The sequence below is a fragment of the Mucilaginibacter boryungensis genome, from assembly GCF_015221995.1.
GTDB classification, from domain to species: Bacteria; Bacteroidota; Bacteroidia; order Sphingobacteriales; family Sphingobacteriaceae; genus Mucilaginibacter; species Mucilaginibacter boryungensis.
Genome location: NZ_JADFFM010000001.1, coordinates 1,802,599 through 1,823,459, shown reverse-complemented (window position 1 = coordinate 1,823,459; position 20,861 = coordinate 1,802,599). Strand labels below are relative to the sequence as shown.

21 protein-coding genes and 1 tRNA gene are annotated in these 20,861 nt (G+C 42.8%); 16 read left to right on the top strand and 6 right to left on the bottom strand.

What is annotated here, in order from left to right; genetic code table 11:
* Positions 1-161 precede the first annotated feature (161 nt).
* Positions 162-235: transfer RNA gene (locus IRJ18_RS07645), tRNA-Arg, on the top strand.
* Positions 236-1,182: 947 nt separating this feature from the next.
* Here the strand turns inward: IRJ18_RS07645 and arr are convergent.
* The gene (arr, locus tag IRJ18_RS21290; protein WP_377094624.1) at positions 1,183-1,596 is read right to left on the bottom strand and encodes an NAD(+)--rifampin ADP-ribosyltransferase; all 414 of its coding nucleotides are present in this window, start codon (positions 1,594-1,596) and stop codon (positions 1,183-1,185) included.
* A gap of 499 nt (positions 1,597-2,095) precedes the next feature.
* On the opposite strand from arr, the gene IRJ18_RS07635 reads away from it, so the two are divergent.
* The 6 genes from IRJ18_RS07635 (at position 2,096) to IRJ18_RS07610 (ending at position 7,151) form a co-directional block, all read left to right on the top strand.
* Complete coding sequence (locus IRJ18_RS07635; RefSeq protein ID WP_194105599.1) at positions 2,096-2,623, top strand: DinB family protein; 528 nt, start codon at positions 2,096-2,098, stop codon at positions 2,621-2,623.
* Between the two features lie 111 nt (positions 2,624-2,734).
* Positions 2,735-4,027, top strand: coding sequence for a nucleoside hydrolase-like domain-containing protein (locus tag IRJ18_RS07630; protein ID WP_194105598.1), 1,293 nt, complete (start codon positions 2,735-2,737; stop codon positions 4,025-4,027).
* A gap of 62 nt (positions 4,028-4,089) precedes the next feature.
* A complete protein-coding gene (locus IRJ18_RS07625; protein WP_194105597.1) occupies positions 4,090-4,491 on the top strand; it encodes a DUF5655 domain-containing protein in 402 nt (133 codons plus the stop codon).
* A gap of 105 nt (positions 4,492-4,596) precedes the next feature.
* The gene (locus tag IRJ18_RS07620) at positions 4,597-5,508 is read left to right on the top strand and encodes a VOC family protein (protein WP_194105596.1); all 912 of its coding nucleotides are present in this window, start codon (positions 4,597-4,599) and stop codon (positions 5,506-5,508) included.
* 28 nt (positions 5,509-5,536) lie between these two features.
* Positions 5,537-6,130 (top strand): dihydrofolate reductase family protein, encoded by a 594-nt coding sequence (locus IRJ18_RS07615; protein WP_194105595.1) that lies wholly within the window; start codon positions 5,537-5,539, stop codon positions 6,128-6,130.
* 169 nt (positions 6,131-6,299) lie between these two features.
* Complete coding sequence (locus tag IRJ18_RS07610; protein ID WP_194105594.1) at positions 6,300-7,151, top strand: N-acetylglucosamine kinase; 852 nt, start codon at positions 6,300-6,302, stop codon at positions 7,149-7,151.
* 125 nt (positions 7,152-7,276) lie between these two features.
* Here IRJ18_RS07610 and IRJ18_RS07605 read toward each other — a convergent pair whose 3' ends face one another.
* Positions 7,277-7,972, bottom strand: a complete 696-nt coding sequence (locus IRJ18_RS07605; RefSeq protein ID WP_194105593.1) for an NUDIX hydrolase — start codon at positions 7,970-7,972, stop codon at positions 7,277-7,279.
* 126 nt (positions 7,973-8,098) lie between these two features.
* Here IRJ18_RS07605 and pfkA point away from each other — a divergent pair, with 126 nt between their 5' ends.
* The 4 genes from pfkA (at position 8,099) to IRJ18_RS07585 (ending at position 12,211) form a co-directional block, all read left to right on the top strand.
* Positions 8,099-9,085 carry a 6-phosphofructokinase gene (gene pfkA / locus IRJ18_RS07600; RefSeq protein ID WP_194105592.1) on the top strand — a complete coding sequence of 329 codons (987 nt, stop codon included), beginning with the start codon at positions 8,099-8,101 and terminating at the stop codon, positions 9,083-9,085.
* A gap of 5 nt (positions 9,086-9,090) precedes the next feature.
* Positions 9,091-9,939 (top strand): hypothetical protein, encoded by an 849-nt coding sequence (locus IRJ18_RS07595; RefSeq protein ID WP_194105591.1) that lies wholly within the window; start codon positions 9,091-9,093, stop codon positions 9,937-9,939.
* A 6-nt stretch (positions 9,940-9,945) separates the two neighbouring features.
* Positions 9,946-10,941, top strand: coding sequence for a type I glyceraldehyde-3-phosphate dehydrogenase (gap, locus tag IRJ18_RS07590; protein ID WP_194105590.1), 996 nt, complete (start codon positions 9,946-9,948; stop codon positions 10,939-10,941).
* A gap of 97 nt (positions 10,942-11,038) precedes the next feature.
* On the top strand, positions 11,039-12,211 hold the full coding sequence (locus tag IRJ18_RS07585; RefSeq protein ID WP_194105589.1) for an aspartyl protease family protein: 1,173 nt from the start codon (positions 11,039-11,041) through the stop codon (positions 12,209-12,211).
* A gap of 32 nt (positions 12,212-12,243) precedes the next feature.
* Here IRJ18_RS07585 and IRJ18_RS07580 read toward each other — a convergent pair whose 3' ends face one another.
* Positions 12,244-12,438, bottom strand: a complete 195-nt coding sequence (locus tag IRJ18_RS07580; RefSeq protein ID WP_194105588.1) for a hypothetical protein — start codon at positions 12,436-12,438, stop codon at positions 12,244-12,246.
* A gap of 107 nt (positions 12,439-12,545) precedes the next feature.
* Between IRJ18_RS07580 and IRJ18_RS07575 the strand changes: the two genes are divergently transcribed.
* Positions 12,546-13,028: a tetratricopeptide repeat protein gene (locus IRJ18_RS07575; protein WP_194105587.1), complete on the top strand. Its 483-nt coding sequence runs from the start codon at positions 12,546-12,548 to the stop codon at positions 13,026-13,028.
* Between the two features lie 63 nt (positions 13,029-13,091).
* Positions 13,092-13,658, top strand: a complete 567-nt coding sequence (locus IRJ18_RS07570) for a C40 family peptidase (RefSeq protein ID WP_194105586.1) — start codon at positions 13,092-13,094, stop codon at positions 13,656-13,658.
* A 16-nt stretch (positions 13,659-13,674) separates the two neighbouring features.
* On the opposite strand, the gene IRJ18_RS07565 is transcribed toward IRJ18_RS07570, so the two are convergent.
* Positions 13,675-14,901 (bottom strand): multidrug effflux MFS transporter, encoded by a 1,227-nt coding sequence (locus IRJ18_RS07565; protein ID WP_194105585.1) that lies wholly within the window; start codon positions 14,899-14,901, stop codon positions 13,675-13,677.
* Between the two features lie 424 nt (positions 14,902-15,325).
* Between IRJ18_RS07565 and IRJ18_RS07560 the strand changes: the two genes are divergently transcribed.
* The 3 genes from IRJ18_RS07560 (at position 15,326) to IRJ18_RS07550 (ending at position 17,471) form a co-directional block, all read left to right on the top strand.
* Entirely contained in the window at positions 15,326-15,730 is a 405-nt protein-coding gene (locus tag IRJ18_RS07560; protein ID WP_194105584.1) for a hypothetical protein, read from the top strand.
* A 250-nt stretch (positions 15,731-15,980) separates the two neighbouring features.
* Positions 15,981-16,196 carry a hypothetical protein gene (locus IRJ18_RS07555; protein ID WP_194105583.1) on the top strand — a complete coding sequence of 72 codons (216 nt, stop codon included), beginning with the start codon at positions 15,981-15,983 and terminating at the stop codon, positions 16,194-16,196.
* A gap of 108 nt (positions 16,197-16,304) precedes the next feature.
* The gene (locus IRJ18_RS07550; protein ID WP_194105582.1) at positions 16,305-17,471 is read left to right on the top strand and encodes a DUF418 domain-containing protein; all 1,167 of its coding nucleotides are present in this window, start codon (positions 16,305-16,307) and stop codon (positions 17,469-17,471) included.
* 61 nt (positions 17,472-17,532) lie between these two features.
* On the opposite strand, the gene mutS is transcribed toward IRJ18_RS07550, so the two are convergent.
* Positions 17,533-20,142: a DNA mismatch repair protein MutS gene (mutS, locus tag IRJ18_RS07545; RefSeq protein WP_194105581.1), complete on the bottom strand. Its 2,610-nt coding sequence runs from the start codon at positions 20,140-20,142 to the stop codon at positions 17,533-17,535.
* A gap of 143 nt (positions 20,143-20,285) precedes the next feature.
* The gene (locus IRJ18_RS07540; RefSeq protein WP_194105580.1) at positions 20,286-20,786 is read right to left on the bottom strand and encodes a hypothetical protein; all 501 of its coding nucleotides are present in this window, start codon (positions 20,784-20,786) and stop codon (positions 20,286-20,288) included.
* Between the last annotated feature and the right edge of the window lie 75 nt (positions 20,787-20,861).

The following is a 20,861-nucleotide window of genomic DNA, read 5'->3' as shown; positions in this document are numbered from 1 at the left end:
AATTATGCCCTGTGCGTATGGCACTTACAAACATTTTTTGATATTTAGAACATATCTGTTTTGCAAAAAGTGCCACCCTGCTTATGCCAATTTTGAAACAGAACCTTTACCTTTGCATAATTTTTTTGCATATTTGCGCCATCTTAAGCAATTAAGATGATGGTCTCATAGCTCAGCTGGATAGAGCAACAGATTTCTAATCTGTCGGTCTCAGGTTCGAATCCTGATGAGATCACTGGAAAAGTGAAAAGCCTTTAATCGGAAGATTAGAGGCTTTTTAGGTATGTAGCATCCCGCCCATCCAAGCGTGCCGCTTGGATGCAGCAAAATTTAAGCGTCCCGCTTAATAATACTTTCAATTTAAGTAAAACACTTAAATATGTTGTGTCCAAGCGTGCCGCTTGGACAGGCTGGAGTAAACCCGCTGTGTGCCTTATTATAGCTGACAGGGTAATAAGTAAAGCCCAACTGGTGAGGTCGGGCTTGATTAGTAAAACAAATTTTAAGCTGCCAAGGAAAATAGTGTCAGGGTGGGAGAGCTATATTCATTTATACTCTCATAAACATGATTTCCTTTAATTAGCAACCAACTCTTCAAAAGAAAGTGAATGCAATAAGTTTTTTTTTAATTTGAAGCGAAATATCCATGTTCGTAATTTCCTTTTCTATATTTTGACTTAACAGACATGTAAAGAAATAACGTTTTCCCTCATTGGTTACGAATGCTGCGAAATAATAGTCGTCAAAAGGCGATACACTAATTGGGTCCTTCCTATATAATGCAGGGGGAATTACTAAAGTAATTTCTTTGATTTGATTAAAACAGATACGATCATGCTTATCAAACGTTATAAATTTTGATACCATATCAATTTCAACACTTTTAGCTTTAATAGAATAATCTATGTGCAAAGCACATACAATAACAAATATAAGCAGCCAAATTAAAAAAAGTATCAGATAAGTTGTTGAATTGTCATATTCGGCAGACCTGGAGAAATAATACGCGGCTACGGAAAACCCGATAGTATTATAGATCAGACCCTTCAATGGATGTAGATTGTTTTTAAAAGTTCTATTGTATATCATTATTTCATGTTAACCCCCGCCCATCCAAGCGTGCCGCTTGGACGCACAACAGTTTAAGCGTCCCGCTTAAATTAGCAAATAATTTTAAAGCCCTCAATTTATAATCTCCCCCTTACTCTGCGCCAACCTATCCCGAAACTTTTGCAGTTCTACCGGTGAAAGCCTTACCCAATCCGTTACTTCGCCAATAATTTTCATTGGTGCAGCGGTGCGGTAAGAACGGGTTGGGTTACCGGGGAATTTCTTGTCGGTCACATTCGGGTCGTTTTCAAAGGGACCTGTCGGTTCAACTATATAAACACGCTCGCGGCCATCGCCCTGGGCCAATGCGGCGGCAAACCCCGCCCCGTTAACCTGCGCGGTAAAATAAATATGGTTCATAATTACGTCCGCGTGGTAGTTAGATCTGCGCTCGGCAGTCAGGAAATCGCCTGCCTGCAGATCGGCCCGCGTACCGTGGTAAAAAGGCCCATTATCCGTCGGTTTGTACGTTATGGCTGCCGACAGTTCATAATTCTTTTTCGCATTATCAGCATCACCCAGTTCTTCATAGCATTTGGCAATGTTTAAATACAACGTTGGTAGCGCGCTGTTAACCATATCGTTATTAATGCTTAATGCCAGCTGCAAACCGGTTTCGTGCCATTTTAGTTTGTCCGAAACATTTGTTTGGTGCCGGGCCACATAATGGGCAGCAATAAATTTTTCAAAGTCGTTGGTCGCCTCGTTCCAGGCTTGCATAAACAATTTGCCTGCTTCGTCGGGGTTTCCCTTTTCTTCCATGTCCATCCCCTGTATGCAGAGTTTTACAATATTGTTGGTTGGGCTAAATTCCATTTGAAATTATTATTTGTTTAGTATAATGTTTTAGTTGTTTGCCTCGTGTTAGGCTTTTAATACAATTGAGGGCTATTTTAGTTATTTTTAAATAAATTTGCGTAACCCACAAGTTACATTTAAGTTTACACCATCAAATCGAAACCCAAATACTTAAAACTAAAAAATTATGAAACTTAAAAACTTAGCACTTGCCTTATGTTTAGTAGCTTTTAGTCAGCTTGGAAGGGCCCAGACCAAAACCGCCGAACTGGTTAAGGAATGGGAACGCTCGAAAGCCTATACCAAAGAATACCTTGACGCGATGCCCGAGGATAAATACGGCTTTAAACCAACGCCGGAGATCCGGTCATTCGCCGAACAGAACCAGCACCTGGCCGATGCCAATTATGGCCTTGCCGCCGCTGCTACCGGTACAAAAAACCCTATACCTCAAGGTTCGTTGGAAAAAAGCACCGATAAATCAAAAGCCAACGTTACCAAACAGGTAATGGCCAGCTATGATTTTGTGATAGGCCTGGTTAAGAACATGACCGACGCGCAACTGGATGAACATATTAAGCTGTTCGGCAATTATGATATGAGCAAAGCAACAGCCCTTAATAAAGTGCTTGAGCACCAGGCCCACCACCGCGGCCAAACCACGGTATACCTTAGGCTGGCCGGTGTGAAGCCACCACAGGAGAAACTTTTTTAAGGATCATTTTCAAAATAAAAGCCCTAGTCGAAAGATTAAGGGCTTTTTGCGTTTTATAAGCAATGGGTACGATATTCTGAATGCAATATATTATTTTGTTACTTTACAAGCATGAATAGGTTTATATTATTATTTGCATTGTGCTTTCATCCTTTTGCGCTTATTGCCCAACAGCCCGTACCCGTTAAACCACGAATTTTGATCAGTACCGATATTGGCGGGACGGATCCTGATGATAACCAGTCGATGGCACACTTGCTGATGTATAATGATAAATTTAATATTGAAGGACTTGTTTCTTCGCCCTCGTATGGTAGTGGTACTAAAGGGGAGATTTTACGCATGATAGACTTATACGAACAGGACCTGCCTAAATTAAAAGCCCATCGCAATGGCTTTCTCTCCCCTGCCTATTTAAGATCGGTGACCAAACAAGGGAGGCGCGGTAATGCCCCTTACCGGGGATATAGCAAGGCAACAGAAGGGTCGGATTGGATTATCAAGTGTGCGAAAAAGAAAAGCGACCAGCCCCTTTGGGTATTGGGCTGGGGCGGGCTTGAAGATATAGCCCAGGCTTTGCATGATGCGCCTGAAATTCAAAGTAAGCTTCGCGTATACTGGATCGGCGGCCCTAATAAAAAATGGGGCGCCAATAGTTATGCCTATATCGCTGAAAATTTCCCGGGGCTTTGGTTCATTGAAGTAAATTCATCGTACTATGGATTCTTTTCAAACAACAATATACTGGACAGCGTAAAAACAACCGACTACTATGATAAATACATCCAGGGGGCCGGATATTTGGGTAAGGACTTTAAAAGTTATTACAACGGCGAGGTAAAGATGGGTGATACACCATCTCTTTTATACATGATGGACGGGAACCCTGAAAACCCAGCCCGCGAAAGCTGGGGTGGCAGTTTTGAGCATTTAAGCCGCAGCCCACATGTAGTGTTTAATAGTGCAACCCGTATTACCGATACGGTTGCTTTTTGCACCGTTGTTGAATTTAACTTAAAAGGCCCTGAAATAGTTATTCCGCAGGATTCTGTTTGTTTTTGGATGGAAACGCCCTATAAAAACGCAGTACAAAAGTGGCCCGGGTATTACCTGGGTAAGGGGCGATACGGTCTTAAGTATGTCCCTAAGCAGGCTGAAATTGTAAGCTATCGGTTTAGATCCAGCATCCCGAATGTTGATTTTGGCGAAGGAAAACTAACAGTAACTAACCATTGGCCGGGAAAGGTAAATAACACCGATTATAAGCTTGGTGCCAATTGGTACTCAGACAAAGCTGACCCAGCCTTATATGAAGGAAAAATACAGGGCGGAAAAACCTTGTCGAAATGGAGACAAAGTGTATTAACCGACTGGGCAGCGCGTTGGGGTTGGCTCAAAAAATAGATTTGCCGACAGATGTACCGCGTGCTAATAAAACAACCTGACACCATATTTGTACATAATCCATGAGCTGGACATGCCCCAAATGCGACCGTGAACTACCCCTGCCCCATCAGCGGCACTATTGCGCGCGGGTAAGTCTGGATAGCTTGTTCACCGGCCGGCCGCCTGAACTGGTGCTGGTGTTTGATAAGATACTGGCCGAGGTGGCCGACTGGGATGGCGTACTTGTGGGCACTACGCCTAACTGCATTGTGTTTACCCACAGGCGCGCCTTCCTCATCATCCGCCCTATGAAAAAGGAACTGGATATTAAGTTTTATACAAAAACAGCACACCCCGAGAAACCGGTGCTTAAAAGTGTGGCCGTTGGCAATAAGTTTGAAAACCATATCCGCCTGGCCCTACTGGATGACCTGCGGCCGGCGCTATTTACCTATCTGCGCGAATCGTACAACCTGTTATAGGTATTTGTCGCAATCGCACCCCCAAAATGTCCTGACCGTACCTGACGCGCTGGTAGGTTTCAGTTATATATTTGATTTAATTATTTACCATTAAATCATTTACCCATGTTACCCATTAAACCACACATCTGGTTCGACCAGGACAAAGCCAAAGAAGCTGCCGAATTTTACGCAGCCTTATTACCCAATTCAGCTTTAAACTATGCCAGTCATTTTTCCATGCCGGGCGGCGGCCAATGCGAAGTTGTTGAATTTAAGCTGGCCGGTCAGCAGTTCCTGGGCATCAGCGCTCCATATCCCGGGTTAAAGATCAATCCGTCTATTTCTTTTATGATCAACTTCGACCCATCGCGCGACCCCGACGCGGCCAAACACATTGATGAAGTTTGGAACAAACTGACAGACGGCGGGACCATAATGATGCCGCTTGACCGCTACGATTTCAGCGAACGCTATGGCTGGCTGAGTGACAAATACGGCGTAAACTGGCAATTGATCCTGACCAAACCCGAAGGTGAGGAAAGGCCGGTGATCGTCCCTTCGCTGATGTATACAGGCGATATGGCCGGCAAAGCAAATGAAGCCCTTGATTTTTATTGCTCGGTATTTAAAGATGGCAAACGCGGCATCACAGCACCCCGCCCGCAGGATATGGGCCCTGACAAAGCCGGCACGTTAATGTATGCTGATTTTCAGGTTGACAGCACCTGGATGGCAGCTATGGACAGCGCCCATCAGCATGGGTTTACTTTTAACGATGCGGTCTCCTTGCTTATCTCCTGCGACACCCAGGAAGAAATAGATTACTTATGGTCGGCGCTTACAGCTGGCGGGCAACCTGGCCAGTGCGGTTGGTTGAAAGACAAATATGGCGTATCGTGGCAGATCACTTCCAAAGTGATGCAGGATGCGATGAAAAACGGCAGCCCGGAGCAGATAGCACGCGTTACAGGAACTTTTATGACGATGCAAAAAGTTGACGTTGCAGCTATACAACGGGCTTATAATGGCGAATAAACATTAGATCACTAAAGTAGAATATATCATGAGAAAGATAATCGTGTTATCATTTATAACGTTGGATGGCGTAATGCAGGCCCCCGGTGGGCCGGAAGAGGATACATCTGGCGGTTTTGAATATGGCGGCTGGAGCGCACCTTATGCCGACGAAACCTCGGGTAAGTTAATGCAACAGCAAATGCAGCCTGCAGATATGCTGCTGGGCAGAAAAACATTTGACATTTTTGCCGGCTATTGGCCCAAACATGCCGACTATTGGCCGGGCGTAAACGAGGTTACAAAATACGTTTTGTCACGGAGCATGACACAATCGGACTGGGCAAACTCGGTTTTTCTGGAAAGCGTAGCCGATATTGAAAAACTCAAACAATCAAACGGGCCCGACCTTAAAGTTTGGGGCAGCAGCGAACTTGTTAAACTGCTGCTTAAAAACGACCTGGTAGACGAATTGTGGCTAAAAATTTACCCGTTAACGCTCGGAAAAGGAAAAACTATATTTGGCGATGGGCCTATCCCCGCGGCATTTACGCTAACCGAGAGCACTGTTACGCCCGCCGGCGTTATTTTTGCCAACTACAAACGGGCCGGAGAAGTAAAGACCGGTTCTTTCGATATATAAAGAATAATGTATGAAAAATCAAAAGCCTTCAGTTGAAGGCTTTTTTTTATGCGCTATAATGCCTTAATAACCGTCAAAACAACAGCAAAAGATTTTATGTAAAAATTTTCAAAGTGTTTCTTTTACAATAAGTAAAATCATACTTTTAGCAAATTATTAATTTAACGTTATGATAATTATTGCCGACGGTGGCTCAACTAAAACCAACTGGTGCCTGGTTAATGAAGAAGGTATAAAGGTATATTTTAATACCGAGGGCTATAACCCCTATTTTTCAAGTAAAGAATACATTATACAATCGCTAAAGGATAACTTACCTACCGATTTACAGATAGATAAGATAACCGAAGTAAACTATTACGGCGCAGGCTGTTCAACCGTTGATAAACGCAAACAGGTAGAAGATGCCATGTCTGCTGTGTTTACAGCAGCTAAGGTTAACATTGGCCACGACCTGATGGCTGCCGCACGTGCCCTGCTGGGTACAGGCGAAGGCTTTGCCGCTATTTTAGGCACCGGCATGAATACCTGCGTTTACGATGGCAAGGATATTATCCATAACATTGATTCGGGCGCTTACATCCTGGGCGACGAAGGCAGCGGCTGTTATATCGGTAAAAAACTGCTGGCCGATTATCTGCGTGGTTACATGCCCGAACCTGTTCGCAACCTGTTTTGGGAAACTTATAAGCTTACCCCCGATGATATTAACGAACAAGTATACACCAAACCTCTGGCCAACCGCTTTTGCGCAGGCTTCAGCAAGTTTGTGTATGATAACAATGTGCATATTGAATATTCGCGCAACCTGGTAAAAACATCGTTCGAAGATTTTTTCCGTAACCTTGTTACCCACTACCCTGACTATCAGAAATACACTTTTAACTGTATAGGTTCGGTTGGTTACAACTTCCGTAATGTGCTGGAAGAAGTGGCTACCGAAAACGGCATGGTGGTAGGCAACATTATCCGTTCGCCTATAGATGACCTGGTGAAATTCCACCTGGAGAATAAAATTTAGAAATTATTGGTTAATCAGAGATTAGTTTTTAATCCTTACAATAACAAGGGCCGGTTAGTTAAACTAACCGGCCCTTTACTTTATAAAAAACTAATCTCTAATCACTAATTAACCAATCGCTAACGCTACTTATCCAAATTCAAATCATTCTGGAATATTTTCGAATATTTTCTTCTGTCAAACTTGTACAGTTTAGCGGCACGGTACGATACCCCTTTTTGTTTCTCGTCCAGTTCTTTAAGGAACCCATAACTCAGCATCTTTTTGCGGAAGTTACGCTTATCCAGTTTTTTATTCAGGATAGCTTCGTACAAGGATTGTAATTGTGTCAGTGTAAATTTCTCGGGCAGCAATTCAAATGCTATAGGCTGATACCCCAAACGACGGCGTATCTTATTAAAGCCGGTCTTGAATATCTCGGTATGGTCAAAGCCCAGTTTCGGCAAATCGTTCACCGGGTGCCAGAAAGCTTTTTTAGCTATAGGGTTTAAGGGCTTCAGCTCTTTTTGTCCGTTAAGGCGCAATAAAGCATAATATGCTACGGTAATAACACGGCCTTGCGGGTGGCGGTCAACATCGCCAAAGGTATGAAACTGCTCCATATGCAGGCCCCGCAGCCCGGTAAACTCGTACAGGATACGTTCGGCCGCGTCGTCAAGGCTTTCATCCTGCTTCACAATGTAGCCGGGCAAAGCAAGCCAGTCCTTGTAGGGATCTTCGTTTCGTTCAATCAAAAGTATTTTCAGCTCTCCTGCTTCAAAACCAAATATCACACAATCAATAGAGAAAACCGACTCAAATTTAGGCAAGTTCAATTCCAAGGCCTTTATAGATTTAGTAAAAAGTTAAAGATATACGGTTAATTGATAAATGTAAAAAAATAAATAAAATTTATATAGTGTAATTTTTACACACTATATTCGTAAATTCTATTTACATAAACTTATATGCCTAAAATTTCAAAAATTGCTGTACTCACTTCCGGTGGCGATGCCCCGGGGATGAACTCCTGCATCAGGGCAGTGGTTCGTACTGCTATATACAACAATTTACAGGTAAGCGGCATAAAACAGGGCTATCAGGGCATGATAGATAATGATATGTACGATATGGACCCCCGCTCGGTCAGTAACATATTAAGCCTGGGCGGAACTATACTTAAAACTGCCCGTTGCATGGCCTTCCATACCGACGAAGGTATGGAAATTGCTTATCAAAATTTAAAAAAACAAGGAATAGAAGGATTAGTGGTAATTGGTGGCGATGGTACTTTTACCGGCGCCCTGCGCTTTTCCAAAAAATATCCGGATATAGCGGTAATTGGCGTTCCGGGTACTATTGATAACGACCTTTACGGATCTACCTATACCCTGGGGTTTGATACGGCCACCAACACGGTGATTGATGCTATTGATAAGATACGCGATACCGCCGACGCGCACGACCGCCTTTTCTTTATCGAAGTAATGGGCCGCGATTCGGGTGCTATTGCTTTGCGGGCAGGTATTTCCTGCGGTGCCGAAGCGATAATGCTTCCCGAAAAAGCGACGGCCATTGATGATTTAATCAGCAGTTTGAAGGATGGCGAGCTTAATAAAAAATCCAGCAGTATTGTTATTGTGGCCGAGGGCGATAAAAACGGTGGCGTTTACGATATTGCACAAACCGTTAAAAAAGAAGTTACCAATTACGATATAAAAGTGACTATATTGGGCCATTTGCAGCGCGGGGGCAGTCCCTCTGCTTTCGACCGGATATTGGGAAGCCGTTTGGGTTTTGCCGCCGTAAATGCCCTTATAGCGGGCGAATCGCAAAAAATGGTTGGTTTACAAGCTAACACTATTGTTTTAACAAGCCTTGAGGAGGCACTTAACCAGCACGAGTTTAAACTGGAAGAGGACCTTTTGCTAATGGCCGATGTATTATCTATCTAAGATTAATGATTGCAGTTGTTTATAGCGGATCGAACTATGCCGATTGGCGTTTGGCTGAACGGGGGCGCACTGTGGCCTCGTTTAAAACCAGCGGCATTAATCCTTATTTCAGCGATGAAAAAGCTATACTGCAACTGCTGAATAAAAATATTAACCTCATCCATCACGCTGAAGCCATTAAGCGCATTTATTTTTTTGGCGCCGGGGCAAGTTCCGAAGAGTTAAAAAACACCATTATTAACGCTTTTGCCGGTTTTTTCAAATTCGCCAGGATCACCGTGCAGCATGACATTGAGGCAGCAGCTATTGCTTGCTGTAAAAACAAACCGGGCATTATCTGCATTTGTGGCAGTGGCAGTAACGCTGCCTGGTACGATGGTAAAAAGATTAAGCCCAATAATTACGGCTTAGGCTATATCCTGGCCGATGAAGGTTCGGGCAACTGGTTGGGCAAGCAGTTATTGAAAGGCTACATGAGTGAAACGCTGCCGGCAGATATCCGCCAGAAATTTGTCAGAAAACACGAAACCGACCGCAAGGTTATACTTGATAAAGTATACCGCCAAAAGCATCCCGCGCTATATTTAAGTTCGTTTAGCGACTTTTTCGTAGATAACATCAGCGAAAGCTATGTAAAGAACACGGTAAAGGCCGGTTTTGAAAAGCTGATCAAAACATACATTATCCCATTAACCAAACAGTATCCCGGCATGCCGGTACATTTCGCCGGATCGGTTGCGGCCAACTTTCAGGATTATTTGCACGAAACCGCTGCCGAAAATGGCATTAGTATTGAATACATATTAAAAGAACCCATAAACAATTTATTAAATTACTATCAAAGTAAAAATTAAAACACAATGAAAATAGGAATTAACGGATTCGGTCGGATTGGCCGCCTGGCTTTCAGGGCCGCCATTGAAAGACCTGATGTTGAAGTAGTAGGTATTAACGACCTGGTTGAGCCTGATTATATGGCTTACATGTTGAAATATGATTCTACCCACGGTCAGTTCAAAGGCACTATCGCTGTTGAAGGCGGGCACCTGGTTGTTAATGGTAAAACTATCCGTGTTACTGCCGAGAAAGACCCGGCTAATTTGAAATGGAACGAAGTTGGCGCCGAAGTAGTTATCGAATCAACAGGCTTGTTCTTAACGATGGAGACCGCTCAAAAACATATTGACGCCGGTGCTAAAAAAGTAGTAATGAGCGCCCCTGCTAAAGATGATACCCCTACGTTTGTAATGGGTGTTAACCATAAACTGTTAAAAGCAGAGCAAACTATTGTATCGAACGCCTCATGTACCACCAACTGCTTAGCGCCTATTGCTAAAGTATTAAATGATAAATTCGGTATTGAAGAAGGTTTAATGAGCACTATCCACGCGGTAACCGCTACTCAAAAAACAGTGGACGGCCCGTCGGCTAAAGACTGGAGAGGCGGCCGTGGCGCTTACCAAAACATCATCCCTTCATCAACCGGCGCTGCTAAAGCTGTTGGTTTAGTACTGCCTGAATTGAAAGGTAAATTAACAGGGATGTCATTCCGCGTACCGGTTGCCGATGTATCGGTAGTTGACCTTACCGTGCGTTTGAAAACTCCTGCTACTTATGAAGATGTTAAAAAAGCTATGAAAGATGCGTCGGAAGGTGAACTGAAAGGCATTTTGGGTTATACCGAAGATGAAGTTGTATCTGAAGATTTTAAAGGTGATGCACGCACTTCAATTTTTGATGCAAAAGCAGGTATCGCCCTGAATAATAACTTTGTTAAAGTAGTATCATGGTACGATAACGAGTGGGGTTATTCAAACAAACTGATCGACCTGGTTCAGGAAATTGGTAAATTATAATTAACTCCTTTTAACTATAAAAAGCGCCCCGGTTAACCAGGGCGCTTTTTTTGTGCCCCCGCTTGCGTATATTTAAGCGTTGTTTATCCGCATTCCTATGAAACATGTCTACCTTTTCACATTATTATTATTGACCCAAACTGGCTTTTCTCAAGCAAAGTTACCTGTAATTAAGGCTACATCTAAAAGTGTTTCTATTAATGATGGCGGAGTGCTCAGCAAAAACTCGTGGACGCTTTTACCGCAGGTTAGACCCGATGTTTACAAGGCCGAGCGGACCCGCAAAACTAAATGGGTAACTTTTTATACGGATATAGATTCTATAAGGGTTAAAGTAAAACCCGGTTCGCGTTATAATTTTGTGGTATTGTTAAATGGTAAAGATTCGTGTTATACGCAAATTGCCAGCGCTATTCCGCCTGAAAGCCTGCAAAGCAAATCAATAAAAAACGACACCATCCCATTCACGTTAACCGCCTATAATGCAATAATGGTGAAAGCCATTTTAAACGGCACAGATACCCTGAAGCTGCATTATGATATTAGTTCGTTCGATTTTCATTTAACTAAAGAAGCTATCTTAAACAAAACCAGCTTGTTACCCAAACAAGCCAACCCAAACGCCGTTCCCAACTTTACTAAACTAAACAAAGCGCAAACACTTAAAATAGGCGGCCTTGTATGGAACAACCTGGAGATACTGCCTACCAACGTCACCGCGCACGAAATGGACGGTCGCATAGGTTGGAATGTATTTGAAGGCAAACAAGTAGAGCTTGACTACGACAAAAACCTAATGATCATTCATACAAAGCTGCCCAGGAATTTAAAGGGGTACACAAAAGCGCCTGTTACTTTTATTCATTCCGACTTAACAGTAAAAGCTTCAGTACAAATTAACAACCAAACCTACACCGGCGATTTTATGCTGGATAATGGTTCGGAGCAAGCTATGGTATTGGACAGTGCCTTTGCTGCCCGTGCAAACCTGAATAGTTTAAAGGTGATCAGATCCACTACCCTGCACGATGCTACAGGCCGCAAGTATGAAACCAAAAACATACAGGTGCCACTGTTTAACATCAACCAACATATGCTGAATAACGTCCCCGCGTCAGTTTTAAATTATAAAAGCCCGACTGGTTATGGAGTAAGTTTTATTGGAAACGACCTGTTTAAACGTTTCAATATAATACTTGACCTTAAAAACGATAATATTTATCTGAAGCCAAACAAGCTAACAGCCGTAAAATACAGGGCAGATTCGTAATGTAAATCAAGGCAATCCTTAAATCAAGGTCGTTACATCAGCTCCTTATCTTTTTTCTCGTGGTAAGTTTTAAAGGCAAGGTAATAAAGCACTATGGTTAAAAAGATATCGCCACTCATATTCCACAAGTTATACCCGGTAGAATGCATCATAAAAAGCTGGTATATAAATAGGATCAGCGCTATGCTGCCCGCTATAAGATATACATAGTAAAACTTATTGTTCATTTTGGCTGTTTATATTTAGTTAACTCTTTTAGAGGATTAAAGTTTTTTAAGCAAAGTAACCATGTTTGCAAAAAAAGTTTATCTTGCATGTAAAATTAATTGAAGCTATGCATAACTGGGAGGATACATACCTGGAGGCTGAAGAAGCCATACGTAACACCAATTACTTGCATGCCAAGCAATTATTAGAGAACATCATTTTGGATGAACCCTCAACAGCGCAGGCCCATAACTCGTTAGGGTGGCTGTACCGTACACAGTTTGATGATTACGAACGGGCCGAAAACCATTACAAAGCGGCCATACGCAGTAACCCCAACTACCCGCACGCTTATATAAACCTGCTGATACTTTATACTTACCAGGAACAATGGGACAAACTAAAACCTGTTGCCGACCGGGCCATGACCAAGCCGCTGGTTGATAAATCGTTAATAAACTACCGGCTGGGAATTATGGAAGAATACCTTCAGCATTTCGATACCGCTATAGACTATTACAAAAAAGCCATTAAGCTTTGTCTCAATTTCGATTCGATAGAGGATTATAAAAGGGCGATAGCCAATTGCGAATACAAGGCATCGCTTTAGCGAATGTTAATATGTTAAAAACATCTGCCTGCAGGCTATAAATCCATCCCCTATTTTTATGGCATGAAGTTGAAGCTATACCCATCCTGCTTACTGCTGCTATTTACTGTTACTTTTTTCACCGCTTGCCATTCAAAAAAAGCAATGTTAAAAGGTTCGCCCGGCGAAATGGTAAAACCACAAGGTTTTATTGCCGACAAGTATGCTGAATTAATGAACGTGGATAAAGATCAGATTCAAAACGGCAGGTTATATGCTTTTATCGATCAATGGATGGGCGTCCCTTACAAATTTGGCGGGCAGGATAAGGATGGTGTTGATTGCAGCGGCTTGGCACAACTGCTGGAGCAGGAAGTTTATGCAGTTAACATCCCACGCACCACAGCGCAGCAGGTAGCTACCATTAAACGCAAATATGAAGAAGAACTAAAAGAAGGCGACCTGGTATTTTTTGATTTCGACGGCAAGGAGTTCAGTCACGTTGGTATTTATCTTCAAAATGGCTACGTAGTGCATGCCAGCAGCCGCAAAGGCGTTATCATAGTACGCCTGCACGATCCCTCGCTGTATAAATATTTCTCGCGTGGCGGTTCAATACTGCCTTCAATGAGCTCGCAAGTGAGCCCCTAACTCCTTGAAGAGGGAATTAATGCATGATGGCTGCTTCCCCTTTAGAGGACTGGGGTCCCATTTTAATATTTCGCCCTGCAATAAAGTATATCGCACAAGCTAAAAATCCAGCCCCGCACATTACAGAGGCCAGCGGCACTATGTTCACCACATGGAACGAACTGATACCAACCGTTGCCAGCGAGCCTAAACCTAATTGTATTGCTCCAAGTAAAGATGAGGCCGTCCCCGCGTTTTTAGCAAATGGGGCGATAGATAAAGCAGAGGTGTTGGGGCTGATAAGACCAACACAACATAGCTGCAAAAACACCATCACAATAATTCCCGGTAAACCTATGATACTGGCAACGGCGCCTATAAGGAATAAAACGCCGGTAATAAACTGTGCTGCAAATGCAACAGGAACAATTTGCTCGCTACGGAATTTTCTTAATAATAACGTATTTAACTGGCTGCAGCCAATAAAGCCAATAGATAACCCGGCAAAGATGAGGCCGAATGCCTTGGCATCTAAATGATATATTTTCATAAATACCACCGGCGCGCCCGATACATAAGTAAACAGCCCGGCGAAAGATACCGATCCTGCTATGGCGTAGGTGTAAAATTGCGGTACTTTCAATACATCCCAAAAGCCTAATATAATAGGCAATGGTTTAAGCGACAGCTTTTTATTAGGTACATATTTATCGGGCAGGGTAAATATCACCGCTGCAAATATAGCTGCGGCTATACCAGCTAATATAAAAAAGATGATGCGCCAGCTAAAAGCATCGGTAACAAAACCGCCGATAGTTGGGGCCAGCATTGGCGATGCCCCCAACACCAGCATTAAGAGGGCAAATACCTTGGCGTTCTCATTAACAGGGAAGATATCACGTATCATAGCTACTGATGCTACGCCGGCCGCGCAGCCGCCAACAGCCTGAATAAAGCGCAAGCCTATCAGCATATCAATACTTTGTGATGATAAGCACCCAAATGAGGCCAGGATATAAACTGAAAGGCCCACATATAATGGTTTTTTACGCCCGTATTTATCAAGCAGGGGGCCATATAATAACTGCCCGGCAGCCAAACCTATAAAATAACTGGATAACGATAAGCCAACCTGTTCAACCGTAGTATGCATGGTAGTTGCAATCTGGGCGAATGCGGGCAAGTACATATCAATACTAAAAGGGCTAAGCGCGGTAAGTGAACCAAGGATAAGTACAAGGAAAAAATAGCGTCGTTTTGTCATAAATATGTGTTGCCGCAAAGATACCGTTGTTCAGTGTGATAAGCATCATACAATTATCAGAAGTTCATAATTTGCTGATTTATTGATTGTTATCAAGGCGATGTATTCATAACCCGGATTAACACGTATTAAATTTAGGGTGTTTTAACGGTGCAAATTACGTGGTAGCACGTATGACTGCCCTTACCTGTTAGCGTAATTTTGATCAATCAATACACTATGGATATTAAATTAAATATGATGATCAAATTATTTATTGGCTTTTGCCTGGTTAGTTTGTTTTTGTTGGTGTTAGCCAACTATGCATAACAGTTTCGGAAACACTTAATTTAAACAGGGATCAACCTCCATTTATTAAACGGCGTAGGTTTAATAGGATCGGAATGTATCTGCAACCATTAATAATAAATTACGCTGCAAGTAAATGAAAAATACATCGGCAATCCACCTGGACAAGGGGTTACAAAAACAGCAAAAAACCACGAATTACTTTAAGAAGCTAAAAGACTTTTTTTGGGATTTAAACCCCTTTGCTATTAAACAACAACGTACAATGCTGAGCGGGGAGTTACGTAAAAAAGAAGAAGAAATAGCCCGGCTGAAATGGGAACTGTTGCAAAAAAAGGAGCAGGTCCGCGATATCTCGTTTCATCAATCGCACATGGTAAGGCGGCCATTAGCTAATATATTAGGCATAATAGAATTGATGCATACTAACAAAAATGAACTGGGTGAACCTGAAATGCAGGAACTGATAAGCCTTTTAAAGATAAGTGCCGACGCTTTAGACAAGGCAATTAAGACCAATTCTGCTTCAGGGAAGCTATAAAACAGTGCATTTTAGAAGGATTTACAGCCTTAAAACAACACGGTTATATATGCATATAGGTGAATTTATGGTAGTTACGCCCAAAAGTGTTTATTACCTGCAAAATGTGGATAAGTATTGTACTTAACTAAACGCTAATTTATCATCAATATACTATACTTGTGTCTGTGTAAAGCCAATTCTACAATTGCTTACCAAAAACAAATACCAATAAATCGAAATAACACTTAAAAACTAAACATTTTATTCAATGGCAACAGCAGCATCAGGCGGCATTACCGCTTATTCAGTAAAAACAAAAACTAAGAACGTTCCAATGATCGATCCTGTTATCGACGTAAAATCAGGTCGTTACATTGCAACTGGAAAAGATTCAGCAGGCAACAAAATGGCTGCTATTTTAGGCAAAGCTACTGCCGAAGAGCATATCAAAAATGGCAATGCAAAAAAAGGCTCTGGCTGGTAAGCAATAATTGCTTTAATGCATTAAACCCGTTTATGGTTATCCGTAAACGGGTTTATTGTTTTATAGAAGGCCTCCATTTCCATTCTGTCACAATTTAACCTTTATTTAATGACTGCGGAACAAATACAACCTATTGCCCCGTCAAAACGCATCGCTATTATTGATATGCTGCGCGGTTGGGCCCTGTTAGGCGTAGTGCTAATGAACTACAGTGATATATTTTGGATAGGCCGCCCGTATGATCCGAAATATAATCCTGATATGCTAACCAATATTTTGCAGTATTCAGGGAGCTTTCTGTTCGCGGCCAAATCATGGACTATGCTGAGTCTGTTGTTTGGTTATGGCTTTGCCGTGCTGATAAGGAATGTAGCCAACAAAGGTATTAACCCGGTAAAGTTTTTTACCATCCGCATGTTCTGGCTGTTTGTGATAGCTTTTGTTAACTGTATGTTTTGGTGGGGCGACATTTTAAAGGACTATGCCCTTATGGGACTGATCCTGCTGTTCTTTTACAAAATGAAGCCAAAGCCCGCTTTTATATTATGCATAGTTCTGTTTTTGGCTTTGCCGGCCATTGCTCCTTTAGTTAACAAAATGCCCTATAACGGCGAAGAACGGTTTAACAAACTGCTACCATTATATCATAGTCATAACATTATCGATAATTTTAAGTTTAACCTGGTGGGCACTTACGAGAGGGAAGTTAAAATGCCCGCTTATGCCATAACGGTGCACTTAACTATGCTGCTATGTTTCCTGTTAGGGTACTCGGCGCAAAGGATAAACTTTTTCGAGAACCTGGCCGGACACAAAAAATATTTAAAACGAGTGTTTTGGTACACACTTGTATTAACCATTCTTTTAACAGTCTTCTTCATAACTGGTCAAAAACTTAAGTGGACTTATTATCGATACATTAATTTGCGCTACCCCGCTATTTTGATTATGATGCTGTTTACTGTTTCAGCGCTGGGTTGGCTATATATTAACGGTAAATTAAAAGCGTTCTTCAGGAGTTTGGAAAACATCGGCAAAATGACACTGACCAATTATATGGTTCAAAATATCATTCTATTTTTTGTATTTGGCGGTGTCGGACTTAATCTGGGTAATACTATGCCTTATTGGTTTTATTTGGCTTTCCCTTTGGGTATTTACATTATACAGGTCTATTTCAGTAAGTGGTGGTTATCGCGCTACAATTATGGTATTGTAGAGTGGATATGGCGTCAATTGAGTTACAATAAGCGGTTACCGCTTAGGAAAAGCTAAAAGCATTAAAGCGAGCATGAGCGGAAAACCTTTCTGCTTTAGTCTTTTTGCTTTTAGCCTATTAACTCTTTATCATCCGCTGTATCTCGTCGAGCTTCATCATGGCTTCCACAGGGGTAAGTGTGTTTACATCAAGGTTATTCAATGTATCACGTATCTTCACCAGTATGGGGTCGTCTATCGAGAACATTTGTAATTGTAGGGCCTGCTTCTGCACTTTTTTCATACTCTCTTTAATACTTTCGCCGCCGGTGCGTTCGTTTTCCAGCTTTTTCAATATCTCGTTGGCACGACTAAGTACTTTGCCCGGCATACCAGCCAGCTTAGCTACGTGGATACCGAAACTATGTTCGCTGCCGCCGGGAACAAGCTTGCGCAGGAAGATGATCTGATGGCCTACTTCTTTAACTGTTACGTTGTAATTTTTAATGCGGTTAAAGCTATTGCTCAATTCGTTCAATTCATGATAATGTGTGGCAAACAGTGTTTTTGCTTTATAGTTAGGATGGCTGTGCAAATATTCGGCAATGGCCCAGGCAATGGAAATACCATCATAGGTTGATGTTCCCCTGCCAATCTCATCCAGCAATATCAAGCTTCTGTCGGATAGATTATTTAGGATACTTGCCGTCTCGTTCATTTCCACCATAAAAGTCGATTCACCTGAAGATAAGTTATCCGATGCACCTACCCTTGTGAATATCTTGTCAACCAGGCCTATTCCGGCTTCTTTAGCGGGCACAAAGCAGCCCATCTGGGCCATCAGTACTATCAGGCCGGTTTGCCTTAGTAGCGCCGATTTACCCGCCATGTTGGGGCCCGTGATAATAATAATCTGCTGACTATCTGAATCCAGGAACACGTCGTTGGTGATGTACGATTCTCCTAAAGGTAAGTTCTTTTCTATCACCGGGTGCCGCCCACCTTTAATATCGATGATTTTACTATCATTGATATGGGGCTTTACGTAATAATTTTTAATAGAGATATGCGCGAAGTTCAGCAGTACATCTAAACGGGCTATCAGGTTGGCATTCAGTTGTATCGGCTTAATATATTCAGCCAGCGAATACAGCAGGTCGTTGTACAGTTTGGTTTCCAGTGCCAGTATTTTTTCTTCGGCACCAAGTATCTGGTCTTCGTATTCCTTAAGCTCAGGGGTGATATAACGTTCGGCGTTAACCAGTGTTTGTTTACGAATCCATTCGGCGGGTACTTTATCGCGGTGACTGTGTGTTACTTCCAGGTAATAGCCAAAAACATTGTTAAACGCCACTTTAAGCGATGGTATACCTGTCGACTCAGCCTCGCGTTTTTGTATCTCCAGCAGGTAGCCTTTACCGCCGAATGCGATCTTACGTAACCGGTCAAGTTCTTCGTTGATCCCTTCGGCAATTACGCCGCCTTTTACCAGCATTACCGGCGGTTCAGGGTGTAATTCCTGCCCTATCCTGTCACTGATAGGTTTGCATGGGTTCAGTTGGCTACCAATGGCCTGCAAAGGGGCGCTTTCTTCAGCCTCAGTAATCGATTTAATTGCTTCAATGGCTTTTAACGCTTTTTTTAACTGACAAACCTCGCGTGGGTTGGCGCGCTGTAAGCCAATTTTAGATATCAGCCTTTCCAAATCACCAATCTGACGGATATGTTGCTGTAACTCTTCGCGCAATTCATCATTGGCAATAAAATGCTCCACAACACCCAATCGGTCATTAATAGGCTTTATCTCCTTCAGTGGCATTACTATCCAGCGGCGCAGCAGCCTGGCCCCCATTGGCGAACAGGTATGGTCGAGCACATCAACCAGCGTCATGGCGTTCTCGTTAGCCGAGCCTATCAGCTCCAAGTTGCGGATACTGAACCTGTCCATCCACAGATAACGGTCTTCTTCTATCCTGCTGATGGATGAAATATGCTGCAGGTTACGGTGTTCGGTCTCGTTTAAATAGTGCAGTGCCACGCCGGCAGCCACAATACCGAGGTTCAACTTATCTATACCGAAACCTTTTAACGATTTTACCTCGAAATGTTTTAACATACACTCCTGAGCATAGTCGCCGCTATAAGGCCAATCATCCAGCATGTAGGTGTAGAACCGGTCACCATAAAGTTCTTTAAAATCCTTATGGCGGCTTTTAGGGTAGATTACCTCGCTTGGGGTAAAGCCCTGCAACAATTTATCTATATAATCGCTGTTCCCCTGCGCCGTTAGGAATTCACCGGTGGAGATATCGATAAAGGCTACACCGATACTATTCTTTTCAAAATAAAGTGAAGCCAGGTAGTTATTGGTTTTCTGCTGAAGGATATTATCGCTGATGGCCACACCTGGTGTAACCAATTCGGTGACCCCACGCTTTACAATGGTCTTGGTAGTTTTAGGATCTTCCAGTTGATCGCAAATAGCCACCCTTTGACCAGCGCGCACCAGTTTAGGTAAATAAGTTTCCAGCGAGTGGTGCGGGAAGCCTGCCAGTTCGATATAGGCAGCCGAACCATTGGCCCTGCGGGTAAGCACAATACCTAATATGCCCGATGCCTTGATGGCATCTTCGCCAAAAGTCTCGTAAAAATCGCCTACGCGGAACAGCAGTAAAGCACCGGGGTACTTCACCTTTATCTGGTTATACTGCTGCATTAACGGCGTTTCCTTGGTATCGCTCTTAGCCAAACGTGCTCCTTTTATTTAACCCGTAAAGTTAATGGATTGCCGATGGTTTAAAGGAATTGTGGAAAAGTTGCCAAAGTGTGGAAATAAGTCCGAAAGACGGAAAGTCCGGAAGTCCGAAGCTTTATGTCGGTGTGTCGTTACCGTTATATTTTATCCGGTCGACGACCGCCATAGGGTTGATATTCCACCGAATACCCTGCGGCCTCATCGGTTTGCTGGCGACCGGTTGTGGTATTTACCCTCAATGGCTTTTGCGATAGTTGATTAGCTTTCAATTTAAAGTTAACAGCCATAGTGTCGGTCATCCCCTCTTGCTTGAAAGTCCACATTGCGCGGATAGTATCGCCGTTTCGTGTGCCGTTCAATATACCTTTGCGCGCATCTTTTCCATAGGGTATCCAATGCATTTCGCCTGTTACGGCGTTACCTTTTATGCTCAATTCAACAGTAGTACTATCCTGCTGGTTAGTCCCTTCCAGGTGCACGAAACACAAGGAAGTGATGGCGGCTTGATGACTGGTATCACCCGCGCTTTGCGACTTAACCAGTGCATTCTTAATAGCGGCATCTTTATTTTTGGATGCCGGGGAAGTACAGGCGGCAATGGCTAATAAGGCAACGAGTGATACTGCAATGTTTTTCATGTAGATACAACGTTTTTAGCAGCAGATGGTTTGCAGGTGTACATATGCACCAAACATTCGTCGCGCCATTTGTTT

Excerpts from the sequence above, each read along its gene's own strand:
- IRJ18_RS07635 (WP_194105599.1), top strand. The coding sequence starts at position 2,096 with ATGAAACTTAAAAACTTAGCACTTGCCTTATGTTTAGTAGCTTTTAGT.
- IRJ18_RS07630 (WP_194105598.1), top strand. The coding sequence starts at position 2,735 with ATGAATAGGTTTATATTATTATTTGCATTGTGCTTTCATCCTTTTGCG.
- IRJ18_RS07625 (WP_194105597.1), top strand. The coding sequence starts at position 4,090 with ATGAGCTGGACATGCCCCAAATGCGACCGTGAACTACCCCTGCCCCAT.
- IRJ18_RS07620 (WP_194105596.1), top strand. The coding sequence starts at position 4,597 with ATGTTACCCATTAAACCACACATCTGGTTCGACCAGGACAAAGCCAAA.
- IRJ18_RS07615 (WP_194105595.1), top strand. The coding sequence starts at position 5,537 with ATGAGAAAGATAATCGTGTTATCATTTATAACGTTGGATGGCGTAATG.
- IRJ18_RS07610 (WP_194105594.1), top strand. The coding sequence starts at position 6,300 with ATGATAATTATTGCCGACGGTGGCTCAACTAAAACCAACTGGTGCCTG.
- pfkA (WP_194105592.1), top strand. The coding sequence starts at position 8,099 with ATGCCTAAAATTTCAAAAATTGCTGTACTCACTTCCGGTGGCGATGCC.
- IRJ18_RS07595 (WP_194105591.1), top strand. The coding sequence starts at position 9,091 with ATGATTGCAGTTGTTTATAGCGGATCGAACTATGCCGATTGGCGTTTG.
- gap (WP_194105590.1), top strand. The coding sequence starts at position 9,946 with ATGAAAATAGGAATTAACGGATTCGGTCGGATTGGCCGCCTGGCTTTC.
- IRJ18_RS07585 (WP_194105589.1), top strand. The coding sequence starts at position 11,039 with ATGAAACATGTCTACCTTTTCACATTATTATTATTGACCCAAACTGGC.
- IRJ18_RS07580 (WP_194105588.1), bottom strand. The coding sequence starts at position 12,438 with ATGAACAATAAGTTTTACTATGTATATCTTATAGCGGGCAGCATAGCG.
- IRJ18_RS07575 (WP_194105587.1), top strand. The coding sequence starts at position 12,546 with ATGCATAACTGGGAGGATACATACCTGGAGGCTGAAGAAGCCATACGT.
- IRJ18_RS07570 (WP_194105586.1), top strand. The coding sequence starts at position 13,092 with ATGAAGTTGAAGCTATACCCATCCTGCTTACTGCTGCTATTTACTGTT.
- IRJ18_RS07565 (WP_194105585.1), bottom strand. The coding sequence starts at position 14,901 with ATGACAAAACGACGCTATTTTTTCCTTGTACTTATCCTTGGTTCACTT.
- IRJ18_RS07560 (WP_194105584.1), top strand. The coding sequence starts at position 15,326 with ATGAAAAATACATCGGCAATCCACCTGGACAAGGGGTTACAAAAACAG.
- IRJ18_RS07555 (WP_194105583.1), top strand. The coding sequence starts at position 15,981 with ATGGCAACAGCAGCATCAGGCGGCATTACCGCTTATTCAGTAAAAACA.
- IRJ18_RS07550 (WP_194105582.1), top strand. The coding sequence starts at position 16,305 with ATGACTGCGGAACAAATACAACCTATTGCCCCGTCAAAACGCATCGCT.
- IRJ18_RS07540 (WP_194105580.1), bottom strand. The coding sequence starts at position 20,786 with ATGAAAAACATTGCAGTATCACTCGTTGCCTTATTAGCCATTGCCGCC.